Raw genomic sequence first — 13,225 nt, forward strand, 5'->3', positions numbered from 1 at the left:
TACGGTGTTGAACTTATATTTATAAAAGTTATGACGTTACATTATGACTTTTGTTTGAGATTTTTCAAGCATTGCTGACTAAAGTGACGGGAAAACGAACAATAAACTCCACCCCGTTCTTTTCCTCACTAAAGAAGTGAATGTTACCGCCTAATACCTGAGTCACCAGGTTATAAACTAAATGCAGACCCAAACCACTACCGCCGGAACCTCGTTTGGTGGTGACAAAGGGATCAAATATTTTACGGCTGATATCGCTCGGTACGCCTTTGCCGTTATCGGCGTAAACCATTTCCAGCTCAGTGTCGTTCTGCATGCTAAAAGTAATATCAATTTGCCCGTGGTCGTAGCCGTCAAAAGCGTGGATCATGGAGTTCACAATAAGATTTATCAGCACCTGGTTCAGCGGTCCGGCTTTAGCGCGTACCGTCAGGTTGTCCGGACAAGAAATTCGAATTGGGAATTTTTCCGGGTCAAGGCGTCGCGGTTTAACCGAAATAAGAACATCGTTCATAAAAGACGGTATATGAATGTCGCGATCCACTTCCGATGACTGGTCAACGGCCACTTGCTTAAAGCTGGTCACTAAGTCGGCGGCGCGGCCTAAGTTGCGGTAAATAATTTGCAGGTTTTCGTCACAGTCACTCAAAAAGCGCTCAAATTCAGACGTTGAAATGCGTTTCTCGTCAAACTTTTCCTGCATAACGGTCAGTTTGTCCTGCAATAAGGTCGAAGCCGTTACTGACAAACCAATGGGTGTGTTAACTTCGTGCGCTATGCCGGCAACCATGTCGCCCAGCGACGCCATTTTCTCCGACTCAACCAGTTGCCCCTGATACTGGTGCAACTGCTCCAGCGTTTTTAACAGCTCACTGTTCGATTCTTTCAGCGCCTGAGTGCGCTGCGTTACCTGCCGCTCCAGCTCGGTATTTAACTGACTGGCTTCTTCTTCGGCACGGCGCTGACGACTGATATGTTGCTGCACTCTGTCCAGCATGGTATTAAAGGCGTGAGCCATCATGTCAAATTCTACCAGCTGTGAGGGCGCCAGGCGCAGCGAGTAGTTCTTGTCCCGCGCTACCTGAGAAATGACATCCACGACTGAGTCGAGCGGTGTCACAATGGTTTTTCTTAAACGCAGAGTCACTAACCAACAAAGCAGCAGTGTCAGCACAAATACCACAGCGGCTATGCCAATAGAGCGCCACATAAATAAACGGGCCTGCTCCAGTGAGCCACGTAAGTAAACATAACCGATTACTTCGCTATCCAGCACTACAGGCTGCGACACTTCAATGTAGTTGTCCTGAATTTGCGGCGAGGTCAGTCGGTCGAGTTTTGAAAAGCGCGCCGGAATAGGAGCCAGTCCCTGTTTGTTGTAGCTGGAGAAAAAGGTCAACTCGTTACTGGTTTCATCCAGTTTGTAGACATGAACGTGCTGAATAAAGTCAGTGTTTTGCAGTGAGTTTAGCCGTTGCTTTTCGGTTGCGTTGTCATTAAACACCAGACTACTGGCTGCATTACCGGCAACTATGCGGGCGTACGAAAGCGACTGCTCATGCAGAGACTTCTCGTACTGAGCAACCTGGCTAACAATATTGACGGTAAAACCGACAAGAAGCGCGAAGCTGGTGACCAACAACACGATATAAATCAGTATGCGCTTCAGTGAAATAGTATGCATTCAGTCTACGGCTCAGTCTCTGAAAAAATTATTTGTATATTGATGTTAGCAAAGCGTTAACAAAAAAGGCATTGGTTAAACAGAAAAATCGGTTATTTATCGATAAGTTGCATGGTAAACGCGGTAGCGACCATCATCGGCAATGGTATCACAGTGCGTAAAAGCCGATTCAATAACCTCGGGCCAGGGCAAGAAGCGGTTTGCCACAATTCTCAAAACGCCTTGTTTATTAAGGTGTTGCTTTGCATCTTTAATAAATCTTCGGGCAATTTCGTAATCGGTTTTCTGCCCGGTATGAAACGGCGGATTACTAATAATAAAATCGAACTGTCCGGCGTCTTCTGGTATCCCGTCGGCTAAACGCAATTCCGCATTTATTGCTTCTTTTTCCAACGTCATTCTGCTGGCAGCAATGGCAATAGGACTCACGTCACACGCCATAAGTTCAGTGGTTAGCGGCGAAACTTGCTGAGCAATAACACCGGCTCCGCAGGCAAAGTCCAAGCCTCGCCCCTTGGGCAAATCTTTAATGTGCTGCAACAGCAGCAGGGTGGCAGGGTCAATATGCTCACGGCTGAAAACACCCGGTAAAGTGACAAAAGATTTCGGCTGGTTATCCAGCTCATAAGTCAAAGTCTTAGCATAACTGGCCAAAGGCGCTGGTTCATGAGCCTGTTGGTTTCTTGCGCTGGCAAACAGTAAACAGTGGTTAGCTGAAGCCAGCTTCTGAGGCGGTTGCAACCAGTTAGGTAACTTTTTCATTAACGGCTGAATGCCGGAGCGTTTTTCACCAGCAAACCAAACAGGGGTATTGGCCGGCAATAGTGCCAGTTGCTCTAATAAGTAATGGTTAAGTTCTTTTTCTTTGGCTACCAGCATTAACACGCCGTCGTAAGCGGTTAAATCGGGTGCCTGTGCCTGACAAAAAGCGTTGTGTCCGGCCGCTTTCCAGGCATCGGCATGGCCGGCATGAAAACACCAGGCCGAACTATTGCTCAGGCCTGCCAGTTCTCCTCCGCCCGGGTGAATCACTAACAACGAACCATAAGTCCAGGGTTGAGAGGATTGCCTCCCAAGCATAGAAAGAATTGCAGATGACATAGTAGTTACCGCTTAGACCAGACTGTCTACTCGTAGTTGTTTGTCCTGAAGTAGGAACATTGTACCATTGCGATGTTCTTTTATGCGCAGGCTTTTTTCTTTAAAAATAAACAAAATGCCGGGGAACACTTCTTTACTGACCATAGTACGCAGTACCGGATGGTTCTCAAAAGCTTCCAATACAGAGTCGATGCTGATGCGGGTAGTAACAATGCGCGCTTTGAGCTTGCGCAGTTCACTTTTTAATTTGGTCTCGTACTCAAGCTTTTTAGGACCGTCTTCCAACGTTTTGCAACGGTCCAGCCCCTGTTGCACAACTTTTATGCGTGCCAGAGTTTTAGCCAATACGCCACGCATGTTCTTTAAATGTTCCAACGACTGTGGGTCAACCGGAGGCAATGACCAGTATATTCGTGTTTTGGTTCCGGCAGGTGCGCCTAACTGGCCACAATAAATGTGATCACAGGTTTCAATGGTGCCGCCTATCAATTTACCGCGGGCGTTGCGACCCTCACCACCAATAGCCAACTGACCTTTGGTTATGACATGACAGTGAGTCAGCTGCTTGTCGGTATGTACGCCATTTTGCGAGTCTAAACAGGAATATTGGGCATAGGCGCACCAAATTGAGCCACCCGCCACCAGTTTGGTGGAAACGTCGGGTATCCAGTCATCGGCGTCTTCGTCATGCTCTGCGGTTTCGCCGGAATTCAGCAGGCGACCTATGCAGCCTTTGCGTACTGTTATATTGCCGTCGGCGTAAAGTTCAGCTGAGTCAACATAACCACCGACGGTGATATCACCCGAGCAGGTGACTTTCATGCCTTCGCTGACGTTACCACTAACAATGACACTGCCTTTAAATTTCACGTGCCCCGTGGAGACATCGACATTATTTAGCTGCATGACATCGTCAACTTGCACGCTGTTATCGTTAAAGCTGGGCATGCCGGTACGGTCGGCAACAATTAAATTGCTGTCTGTCTCACTGACACGGGTACCTTCCCCGGGTTTAAAGTCGCGATCCTCGCCGTCATGGGCCTCTAACTCCTGGCCAAAAACCGTAAAACCTGGTCGGCCTTTGCTGGGCGGAATCTTTTGCAGTAACGGCTGTTCCGGGTCAACAGTAACCTGAGCGCCTAAGTCGCGCATGTCGGCGGTACCGTCTTCGCGAAGCTGTGGTCTGAGTACGCGCTTGCGGGCATCGTCGGCCAGCGGTTTAAACTTGGCATTACTGCCGTTTATGGGGTATTTGCCTTTGGCTACGGTTACTGATAATTCCGCACCCGGAGGGGCTTCGTTGGTGTGTTCAACCAAAGCATCAATGGCTTTGCGCTGAATACCGGAAGTTACCTTCTTCTCTTTCAGCTTCGCTATTATTGCTTCCTGAGTTAGCGCCTTACCGCCAAAGCCAACAATACCGCTGGCGGTTACTTTCATGTCATCGTCGCTGACCTGCAAGTTCAGATCGGCGTCAAAAATTTCGGCAATAATAACCTGAAAAGAAATGCTGCTGTTGCTGTCTTTACTGAAGTGCTGGGCATATTTTGTGGCGGTTTGCGCCATCATTTGAGGGTCCAGCAATTTTGCAGCCGAATAGTCAGAAGCCTGCCACGCTTTCTGTAACTGCTCTGCTTTGACTTCTGAAGGACGTGTACCGGCATCAATAATGATGTAAACATCTCTTTCAGAAACCCGGAAACTGACCGGACTGGACATAAGGCGCCTGTTTTTTAATCGCTGTTGTTATTTTTATCGGGCCATTTTAACGAATATTAAGTAACTTTTGTATTAATTTTAATCGGCCAAATTAACGTTGTTGCAATAGTTCTCTATTTGACCATTAACTAAAGCCAGGTTGGTGTTAACTTGTCTAATCGCTTCTGCGCGTTGCTGTTCATCTTGTTGCTGCCATTTAGCAAAAAGTTGTGCCGCCAATTTGCTTAAAGGTGCGGCGCCTATCGTTGCACTCAAACTTTTTAACGTATGGAGTTGTAAGCGCGCTGCCTCAGAGTCTGTTAGTAGTGTTTTCGCGTCAAGCAGAGGACGGAACTGGTCCAGATAACAGACCAGCACTTCCCGGTATAAACTGTCCTGACCATCGCAATGGCGCAGGCCCTGACTAAAATCAATGTCTGCTAAATTACTGCTCATACGGCTTGTTTTCATACACCTCAGTAAAGGATCCCACACTTTCGGTCGCATCCGACATGGTATCTTTATCAAATTGCGCTACGTTGAATAAGGCTTCGCCTTCATTCGCTACCGGAATATTGCTACAGCCTATGATAATACCGCGCACCGGAGATTCAACCTCATCGCCTTCGCCACCGTGAGGGCTTACACTTAACGCTAATACTTGCTGCTTTTGAATGGTTTGACCCAGCTCAACTTTTGGAATGATAAGACCATCCCGCTCTGCCCGAACCCAGGTGGAACGGCGTGCAATAACGGGGGTAACGCGGCGCCCGCGGCGTCGGCCCTTCATTATCTTCAGGTGCTTCATAACGTTCTGTACGCCAATAACACCGGCACTTATCGAGGCTTCATCAAAGCGCAGTGCTTCGCCGGCTTCGTATAAAATCAACGGAATGTTGAGCTCGTTGGCGAAAGACCGTAATGAACCATCGCGCTCTTTCGAGTGCAAAATAACAGGGGTACTAAAAGCCTTTGCCATTGCCAGCGCTTTCTCGTTTTCAACATCAACACGAATTTGTGGCAGGTTGCTGCGGTTAATGGCGCCGGTATGTAAATCCACTATGTGAGTGGACTTTTTTACCAGCTCTTCGCTGAATAAATAGGCCATACGGCTGCCCATTGCACCGCGCTCCGAGCCCGGAAAGCAACGGTTCAAGTCGCGTCGGTCAGGCAGGTAGCGCGACTGCTGAATAAAGCCAAATAAGTTCACAATAGGCACTACCACCAGCGTACCACTGAGTTCGCGTGCGTCTACGGTGTTGATCAAACGCCGGCAAACTTCAATGCCATTCAGTTCATCGCCGTGAATGGCAGCGCTAACCAGTAATACCGGGCCAGGCTTAGTGCCATGAAACACATCAATACGTAAATCCAGCGGCGCGTCGTTGTATAAACGCAGCGCCGGCAGCGTAATGTGCTGATGCGAGCCGGGCTCTACACATTGACCGCCAATTTCAAAACGCTTCATTCTAGCCGCGCCCTTTGGTACGGGTTTTATGGGCTTTGGCGTTTTTTTCAAGGAAGCTGATAATTTGCCCGGCAACGTCTTTATCCGTTGCTTGCTCTATGCCTTCAAGGCCGGGTGACGAATTCACTTCCATGACTAATGGCCCGTGGTTCGAGCGCAGGATATCCACACCGGCCACATTCAGACCCATAGTCTTAGCTGCTTTAACGGCCGTTGCCCGCTCTGCCGGTGTCAGTTTTACCAGCGACGCACTGCCGCCGCGGTGCAGGTTAGAGCGAAATTCACCAGCTTTCGCCTGACGCTTCATAGCCGCAATCACTTTGTCACCAATAACCAGACAGCGAATATCAGCGCCACCGGCTTCTTTAATGTATTCCTGCACCATAAAGTTCGACTTCAGACCCATGAAAGCTTCAATTACGCTTTCCGCCGCCTGACGAGTTTCTGCCAGGACCACACCAATACCCTGAGTGCCTTCTAGCAACTTGATAACCAGCGGCGCACCGCCGACCATGTCAATTAAGTCCGGAATGTCCTGCGGCTGACTGGCAAAGCCTGTGGTCGGCAGGCCAATACCTTTGCGCGATAAAAGCTGCAGCGAGCGCAATTTGTCGCGGCTACGGGAAATGGCGACCGACTCATTTAGTGGGTAACTGCCAATCATCTCGAACTGGCGCAGCACTGCCGTGCCGTAAAAAGTAACAGACGCGCCAATACGGGGGATGACGCAGTCATAAACGGGCAGTTCTTTACCGTGTTTGTGAATCGACGACTCGCGTGCGTTGATGTCCATGTAACACCGCAATGGGTTAAGTACGTCAACCTCATGGCCACGCTGTTCAGCGGCTTCCACCAAACGGCGTGTTGAATAAAGCGCTGAGTTACGCGATAAAATCGCAATTCTCATGGTTGTTCTCCTAATAAGTGAGAGGCCTGTGGGTCGACGATGAAATGTCCACGCATGGCTTGTCGGCCTAGTAACATCCGAAATTTCATAGTGTCTCTATTAGTTAACGTCAGTTCCACCAGCTCGTCAAATGTACCCAGTTGTAAACGTGTTCGGATCACATACCGGGTCTCGGTGTGACCGCCGGAATCGGTCACTTCACGTTTATCAAATACCGGTGCTTCGCAAATTTGCTCGCGCAGTGAACCTTGCTCTGGGTGCATATAAATGCGCAGCCACTCTTTGTTGTCGCGCTCAAATGGTTCTAATTTAAATGCGTGCAAACAGGATGTTTTCGCGCCAGTATCAACTTTCATATGAATTGGGTTAATATGGAGCTCAGGAAGTACGCCCCACTCTTGCCAGCCAATTGTTGTCATTGTGCTACCTTGTAATAACTGTTGAATGCTTAATACAGTATTCTGATAAAAACGCAATTTTTATTGATCGATAGTCACAGTTTTTACGTTTTTTCTCAAACCTGATACTTTAGTCCGGTATGAGCTATACAACTTCTTTGAGGATAGTCTATGTCTGCTTGCCCAACCTGTAACTGCCGCAAACCTCTTGGGTTTGGCATTAAAATGGCGTTTCAGCCAATTGTAGACATCTCCAGTAAAACGGTGTTTGCTTACGAGGCTTTGGTACGTGGTGAAAACGGCGAAGGCGCGGGCCGCATACTGGGGCAAGTGACCGAAGACAATAAATACACTTTTGACCAAAGTTGTCGGGTGAAAGCTATTGAAACGGCTTCGCGCATTAAATTGCCGGGTAATTTAAGCATTAACTTTATGCCCAATGCCATTTATGAGCCTGAAACCTGTCTGGCAAAAACCCTGGAAACGGCTAAAAGAACCAACTTTGATCGTAATAACATCATTTTTGAAGTCACTGAGCAGGAGCAAGTGGTCAGTCAGCAGTTTCTAGTAGAAGTGTTTGAAGCTTATCGCAAAGAAGGTTTCAAAACGGCCATTGACGATTTTGGCGCCGGTTATGCCGGACTGAATTTGTTGTCCGACTTTCAGCCCGACATTCTGAAAATTGACATGAAACTGATTCGTGATATTTGCCAGAATAAAGTCAAACAAACCCTGGTTCGCTCTATTCAACAAATTGGTGAAGAGCTTGGTATTCAGCTTATTGCCGAGGGCATTGAAACCGACGACGAATACAAATACCTGCGCGACAACGGCATTACTTTAATGCAGGGGTATTACTTTCAAAAGCCTATGCTGGAAGCGATTCAGGACGTTAATTTTCCGTAATTACGCATCCGTATCACCGTTTCGGCTCGCCTGTAACTTCTGCAAATGCGCTTTAAAGTCGTAAATGTCGCGGTCAAGTGCCGCAGAGCTTACATATAAGTCGTAACCAAGCAGTTCCCGCATTTGTTCCATGCGTTTACCAAATACGCCAATAAGCCCTTTGTAAACCTTGCCGCCGGGGCTTATGTAGCTGTCCGGAATATCGAAGTAGGGCGTGTAGTCTTCCCGATCCGGAGCCTGGTGCCGCAGCGCCATGGTCAGTAACTGGCGTTGTTCAAACAGCAGGGCAGAGGCTAAGCGGGGTGAAATGTCGTCCAGAACCTCCTCCACGTGGTAAAGCCGGAAGCCAATAAAAGGCGCGTCTTCTAGCTCCATAACCCGGTTCACCCTTGGTACATCGTAGCGAATAATGTTTTCCCAGCGGATTTCCCACTGGCCACGGCGGTGCAAATAGCGAATGCCCTCGGGGGTAATTACCAACGACACCGGTGGTTCTATCAATTTGCCGATGCCCAGCAGCATCAGAATGCCGGACGCCGCTCCCAATACCACCGATAAACCAACCGGAATTTCGTTGCGGATCAGATGTAAAAATACCAGCAAGGCAAAGAGTAAAAGCGCTAAGCCACAAAAAGTCAGGGCGTTGCGTCGGGCCTGAGGGCTGACATCAAATTGCATAGTTCCTCCTGTGCTTATTCATGCAAACATCCGCTGCAATATTCTGCGGGTGAACTCTTTTTTCAAATAAAAACCCCGGGGGCGTACTTCAATGATAGTCCCCTCCGGGCCAATAGCTTCGGTCAGCGCTGAGCCGTCTGCCGCTTTAGGGCGAATTTGCATGGCTTCACCCTGGCGCGCGGTAATACTCTCAACCTGTCCCAGCGCTATGCGGTCCATGTGCTCTTCCCAGTCGTTGCGCAGCAGGGCTTCTTCCCCGGCGCTCGGTATCCATAAAAAGGCACTGCCCACCACGCGTTCCGCCAAAGGAACCTCCCGGCGGCCATCAATGGGCAGCCACAACACCTGTTGTAATTTATTTCGTACGTTAGAAGTGGCCCATTGGACGCCCTGAATATTCACCAGCGGAGCCGTGCATACAAAGGTAGTTTCTAAAGGCTCACCTGCGGGTGTTACCGGCAGGGTTTTGAGCTCCACACCAAGTTCGGGGAAGTCCTGTGTAGGCTTAGAGCCCGCAGTAGCACCCAGTTGCAGCTCTAACAGTTGCCCAACCCAGCCTTTGTCGCGGCGCAAATCTTTAGGTACCTGTAACCCGGTTTCTGCAGCCAGCTCAGCAAAAGAACGGCCGGCTAAAGCGGCGGCGCGCTGGAACAGTTCGTCGATAGATTGAGGGCGTTGTGGTTTGTGGGTCATGACTTAATTCTTCGTAAATAGTGAATCAGCATTTGCCCGCAACCGGGCTTTATGGAAGAATCCACTGTAACAGAGAATAATTGAGGATGCTCGCGTGATAGATGCAGAAGGATTCCGGGCAAACGTAGGAATCGTCATCTGTAACGGGCATGGGCAGGTATTTTGGGCTCGTCGAATCAACCAGCAGAGCTGGCAGTTTCCGCAAGGCGGAATTCACGAAGGCGAGACCCCTGAGCAGGCAATGTACCGCGAACTCTATGAAGAGGTCGGGTTAAAGCCGGAGCAGGTTGAAATTCTGTACACCAGCCGTCAATGGTTGCGTTATCGCTTACCAAAGCGCTTGATTCGACGTGAACAACGGCCCATGTGTGTTGGACAAAAGCAAAAGTGGTTTTTGTTACGACTAAAATGTCGTGAAGAAGACGTAGATGTTTTACATTCAGGTCATCCTGAATTTGATGGCTGGCGCTGGGTCAGTTATTGGTATCCGGTGCGGCAGGTCGTATCCTTCAAGCGCGATGTTTATCGTCGGGTGATGAAAGAGTTTGCCTCACACGCTATGCCATTTCGTGCTTCGGGAGGGCGTCAGCACAGGCGCAAACGATAAACATGATGCTGGTCACACTGCAAAGGATAGTAGAGGGCGTAAACAAAGCACCTGATTTCAGCATGGCGTTAAACACCATGGTGGGGCAGGTGCGCGAAGCCTTAGAAACCGACAGTTGCAGTGTGTTTTTGGCCGACAACGACCAAAAACAGTTTGTTATGGCCGCCAGCGACGGTCTGCGCGCTGAAGACGGCAATCCTGTTCGGGTCGACTTTGGTGAAGGTATCATCAGTTTAGCGGCGCAACGGGAAGAGCCCCTGAACATTGCCGATGCCAGCAATCATCCTGCCAACAAAAAGCTCAGCGACACCAACGAAAGCATTTACCGGGGCTTATTAGCCGCGCCCATTATCCACCGCCGTAAAGTGCTGGGTATTGTTGTGGTTCATCAAAGTGTGGCCCGCAGTTTCAGCCGCGAAGAAGAAGCTTTCATCGTTACCCTGGCGGCTCAGCTGGCCGCAGTTATCGCCCACGCCGACGCCAAAGGTTTACTGGTCAGTGAGCACTCACCCTGGATACACAGTCTGCGTGGTCTGCCCGGCTCAGCAGGTGTTGCTGTGGGTGAGGCTTATGTCTCACGACCCGAAGCAAGGCTAGACGAGGTAACGCCGCGTCGCTCGGACAAACCCATTCATGAAATTCGTAAGTTTCGCCAGGCCGTAGCCCGTACCCGTGCCGACTTAAAAGAACTGTCCATGCGTATGGCCGGGCAAGTGCCGGACGACACCCTGGCCATATTCGATGTGTATCAGGGCATGTTAGACGCCGCCAGTATGGGCGACGCCGTTGAAAACATGATCAAAGAAGGCTGGCGCGCGCAAACCGCATTAAAATACGTGGTTGAGCAGTTTGTGGCGCAGTTCGAGGCGTTAGAAGACTCTTACTTACAGGAACGCGCAACCGACGTACGCGACATAGGTCAACGGGTGCTGATGCACCTGCAAAACCGGCAACGCAGACGTAAACCCTTGCCGGACAATTTCATTTTGGTGGCGGACGAAGTCACAGCGTCCATGTTGGCGGAGCTGCCACGCGAGCAAATTGCCGGCATTATTTCGTTAAACGGCTCCAGTAACTCGCACGCCGCTATTATGGCGCGCAGCATGAACATTCCTGCCGTGCTGGGTGTTGATGACATAGAGCTGCACTTTTTCTCCGACAAACTGCTGGCAGTAGATGGCTACACCGGTGAAATTTACATTGATCCACCCGCGCAAGTTTTAGCCGAGTTCCATCAACTGGCGGAAGAAGAGCAAGAGCTGCGCGACATTGTTGCCGAGCACAGTCACTTACCGGCGGAAACTCAGGACGGTCAGCGAATTAGTCTGCACCTGAACCTGGGGCTGGACGTTACCCACGACTACTTAAAAACGCTGAACATAGACGGTGTAGGCCTGTATCGCTCTGAAATTCCGTTCATGATGCGAGACCAACTGCCCACCGAGGACGAGCAAACCGAAATGTATCAGGAAGTGCTGGAACAGTTTCCTGACCAGCCGGTGGTTATGCGCACACTGGATGTGGGCGGCGACAAGCCGTTGCCTTACTTTCCGCTAAAAGAGGACAACCCCTTTCTGGGCTGGCGCGGTATTCGCTTAACCCTGGACCATCCGGAAATTTTCCTGATTCAAATTCGCGCCATGTTGCGCGCCAGTATCGGCAAAAGCAATTTGCGCATATTACTGCCCATGATAACCAGCACCAGCGAAGTGGACGAAGCTTCACGGCTTATCAAGCAGGCGTATTTTGAAGTGGCCGAGGAGCAGGGCTGCGAAGTGGGTGTAAACCTGTTCCAGCCGCAGTTGGGCGTCATGATAGAAGTGCCGGCGGCTATTTATCAGTTGCCAGCCATGGCCAGTAAAGTCGACTTCTTCTCAGTAGGCAGCAACGACTTAACCCAGTACTTGCTGGCAGTGGATAGAAACAACCGTCGGGTTGCTAACCTTTATGACGCGTATCATCCGGCGGTATTAGCCAGCCTGGACGAAATAGCCCGGCGCTGCGAAGAAATTGGTAAGCCCGTGAGTGTCTGTGGTGAATTAGCGGGTGACCCGGGTGGTGCGTTACTGCTGGTTGCTATGGGTTACCGCCAGCTCAGTATGAACAGTTACAACGTGGACCGGGTACGCTGGATCTTGCGCAATGTGCGCTCCAGCACGCTGAATGTCATGCTGGCAAAAGCATTACAGGCTCGTAATCCGGACCAAATTCGTAAAATGATAGCCGACAAGATGGAAAGCATCGGACTTGGCGGCTTTGTCAGGGCAGGTAAATAACTATGCTACTGACGACCTGGCTCTGGTGTATTGGCGGTGGCGCAGTTGCTGGCTTGTTAGCCGGTATGCTCGGCATTGGTGGCGGTTTAATTATTGTGCCACTGCTTATTTACCTGCTGCCGCTTATTGGTGTACCGCCCGAGCTGGTGGTGCCCAGCGCCATTGCTACCAGTCTGGCAACCATTTGTATGACCACTGCCAGTGCTTCCCGCGCTCATGCAAAGCACGGGTTAATGGAAAACTTCTGGCTTATTCGGGTGCTTCCGGGGTTATCTTTAGGCGCTATGACCGGCGCGTTTTTGGTGACCATTATTGACCCCGACTGGTTAAAGCGTATTTTCTCCATTGTATTAATTGCGCTGGCCATTCGCATGCTGTTTCCGCAGAAAACCGGCGAGCCATTAACCTCGGTATCTAAGCGTTTAGTGGCTTTAGGCAGTTACATTATTGGTACCATTTCTGGCTTGGTGGGTATTGGTGGCGGCGCGCTCACCGTGCCTTTTTTAAGCCGTATGCGGCTACCGGTGCGCCAGGCTATTGCCATTTCATCGCTGGGCAGTTTTATCATAGGCTGCAGCTCGGTGGTTATGTTTATTTTAAACGGCTGGTTGTCAGGCCGTGAAACCGGCGCCTTTGGGTTAATCAATATACCGGCCTGGGTAGGCATTTCTGTGGCCTCGGTGTTATTCGCTCCGCTGGGTGCTAAACTGGCGCACAAATTACCGGTAAAACAGCTGCAGCGCGTATTTGCAGCCTTTCTTATTCTGGTTGCCATACAACTTATTTTTAATTAACCATAAAGCAGGGAG

General features: G+C 49.9%; 13 protein-coding genes. 4 read left to right on the forward strand and 9 right to left on the reverse strand.

The features are described 5' to 3' along the window. Positions 1-64: 64 nt before the first annotated feature. The 7 genes from K5X84_RS02320 to K5X84_RS02350 form a co-directional block, all read right to left on the reverse strand. Positions 65-1,684, reverse strand: a complete 1,620-nt coding sequence (locus tag K5X84_RS02320; protein WP_222236484.1) for an ATP-binding protein — start codon at positions 1,682-1,684, stop codon at positions 65-67. Positions 1,685-1,780: 96 nt separating this feature from the next. Next, positions 1,781-2,785 (reverse strand): class I SAM-dependent methyltransferase, encoded by a 1,005-nt coding sequence (locus K5X84_RS02325; protein WP_222236485.1) that lies wholly within the window; start codon positions 2,783-2,785, stop codon positions 1,781-1,783. A 12-nt stretch (positions 2,786-2,797) separates the two neighbouring features. Further along, the gene (locus K5X84_RS02330) at positions 2,798-4,504 is read right to left on the reverse strand and encodes a DUF342 domain-containing protein (protein WP_222236486.1); all 1,707 of its coding nucleotides are present in this window, start codon (positions 4,502-4,504) and stop codon (positions 2,798-2,800) included. A 78-nt stretch (positions 4,505-4,582) separates the two neighbouring features. Beyond that, entirely contained in the window at positions 4,583-4,954 is a 372-nt protein-coding gene (locus tag K5X84_RS02335) for an Hpt domain-containing protein (RefSeq protein WP_224797880.1), read from the reverse strand. Further along, positions 4,929-5,951 carry a succinylglutamate desuccinylase/aspartoacylase family protein gene (locus K5X84_RS02340; RefSeq protein WP_222236487.1) on the reverse strand — a complete coding sequence of 341 codons (1,023 nt, stop codon included), beginning with the start codon at positions 5,949-5,951 and terminating at the stop codon, positions 4,929-4,931. Before K5X84_RS02340 ends, K5X84_RS02335 begins: the two co-directional genes overlap by 26 nt. 1 nt (position 5,952) lies before the next feature. Continuing rightward, a complete protein-coding gene (gene rimK, locus K5X84_RS02345; protein ID WP_222236488.1) occupies positions 5,953-6,858 on the reverse strand; it encodes a 30S ribosomal protein S6--L-glutamate ligase in 906 nt (301 codons plus the stop codon). Continuing rightward, positions 6,855-7,277 carry an ATP-dependent zinc protease family protein gene (locus tag K5X84_RS02350; protein ID WP_222236490.1) on the reverse strand — a complete coding sequence of 141 codons (423 nt, stop codon included), beginning with the start codon at positions 7,275-7,277 and terminating at the stop codon, positions 6,855-6,857. The genes rimK and K5X84_RS02350 overlap by 4 nt, the downstream gene beginning before the upstream one ends. A 150-nt stretch (positions 7,278-7,427) precedes the next feature. Here K5X84_RS02350 and K5X84_RS02355 point away from each other — a divergent pair, with 150 nt between their 5' ends. Further along, positions 7,428-8,162 carry an EAL domain-containing protein gene (locus tag K5X84_RS02355; protein WP_199493646.1) on the forward strand — a complete coding sequence of 245 codons (735 nt, stop codon included), beginning with the start codon at positions 7,428-7,430 and terminating at the stop codon, positions 8,160-8,162. Here K5X84_RS02355 and K5X84_RS02360 read toward each other — a convergent pair whose 3' ends face one another. Further along, the gene (locus K5X84_RS02360; protein ID WP_222236491.1) at positions 8,163-8,840 is read right to left on the reverse strand and encodes a DUF2982 domain-containing protein; all 678 of its coding nucleotides are present in this window, start codon (positions 8,838-8,840) and stop codon (positions 8,163-8,165) included. 18 nt (positions 8,841-8,858) lie between these two features. Further along, positions 8,859-9,533, reverse strand: a complete 675-nt coding sequence (mutH, locus tag K5X84_RS02365) for a DNA mismatch repair endonuclease MutH (protein WP_222236493.1) — start codon at positions 9,531-9,533, stop codon at positions 8,859-8,861. 94 nt (positions 9,534-9,627) lie between these two features. Here mutH and rppH point away from each other — a divergent pair, with 94 nt between their 5' ends. From rppH to K5X84_RS02380, 3 genes are read left to right on the forward strand one after another with little or no spacing between them, the layout of a single operon-like run. After that, positions 9,628-10,140 carry an RNA pyrophosphohydrolase gene (gene rppH / locus K5X84_RS02370; RefSeq protein WP_054491160.1) on the forward strand — a complete coding sequence of 171 codons (513 nt, stop codon included), beginning with the start codon at positions 9,628-9,630 and terminating at the stop codon, positions 10,138-10,140. Positions 10,141-10,145: 5 nt separating this feature from the next. After that, complete coding sequence (gene ptsP, locus K5X84_RS02375) at positions 10,146-12,416, forward strand: phosphoenolpyruvate--protein phosphotransferase (protein WP_222236973.1); 2,271 nt, start codon at positions 10,146-10,148, stop codon at positions 12,414-12,416. 2 nt (positions 12,417-12,418) lie between these two features. After that, complete coding sequence (locus K5X84_RS02380; RefSeq protein ID WP_199493649.1) at positions 12,419-13,210, forward strand: sulfite exporter TauE/SafE family protein; 792 nt, start codon at positions 12,419-12,421, stop codon at positions 13,208-13,210. The last annotated feature ends 15 nt before the right edge of the window (positions 13,211-13,225 follow it).

Source organism: Idiomarina abyssalis (genome assembly GCF_019797805.1).
Classification (GTDB): Bacteria; Pseudomonadota; Gammaproteobacteria; order Enterobacterales; family Alteromonadaceae; genus Idiomarina; species Idiomarina abyssalis.

Coding starts and splice junctions, on each gene's coding strand:
- K5X84_RS02320 (WP_222236484.1), bottom strand. CDS start 1,684: ATGCATACTATTTCACTGAAGCGCATACTGATTTATATCGTGTTGTTG.
- K5X84_RS02350 (WP_222236490.1), bottom strand. CDS start 7,277: ATGACAACAATTGGCTGGCAAGAGTGGGGCGTACTTCCTGAGCTCCAT.
- mutH (WP_222236493.1), bottom strand. CDS start 9,533: ATGACCCACAAACCACAACGCCCTCAATCTATCGACGAACTGTTCCAG.
- K5X84_RS02335 (WP_224797880.1), bottom strand. CDS start 4,954: ATGAAAACAAGCCGTATGAGCAGTAATTTAGCAGACATTGATTTTAGT.
- rimK (WP_222236488.1), bottom strand. CDS start 6,858: ATGAGAATTGCGATTTTATCGCGTAACTCAGCGCTTTATTCAACACGC.
- K5X84_RS02355 (WP_199493646.1), top strand. CDS start 7,428: ATGTCTGCTTGCCCAACCTGTAACTGCCGCAAACCTCTTGGGTTTGGC.
- K5X84_RS02330 (WP_222236486.1), bottom strand. CDS start 4,504: ATGTCCAGTCCGGTCAGTTTCCGGGTTTCTGAAAGAGATGTTTACATC.
- K5X84_RS02340 (WP_222236487.1), bottom strand. CDS start 5,951: ATGAAGCGTTTTGAAATTGGCGGTCAATGTGTAGAGCCCGGCTCGCAT.
- K5X84_RS02380 (WP_199493649.1), top strand. CDS start 12,419: ATGCTACTGACGACCTGGCTCTGGTGTATTGGCGGTGGCGCAGTTGCT.
- ptsP (WP_222236973.1), top strand. CDS start 10,146: ATGCTGGTCACACTGCAAAGGATAGTAGAGGGCGTAAACAAAGCACCT.
- K5X84_RS02360 (WP_222236491.1), bottom strand. CDS start 8,840: ATGCAATTTGATGTCAGCCCTCAGGCCCGACGCAACGCCCTGACTTTT.
- K5X84_RS02325 (WP_222236485.1), bottom strand. CDS start 2,785: ATGTCATCTGCAATTCTTTCTATGCTTGGGAGGCAATCCTCTCAACCC.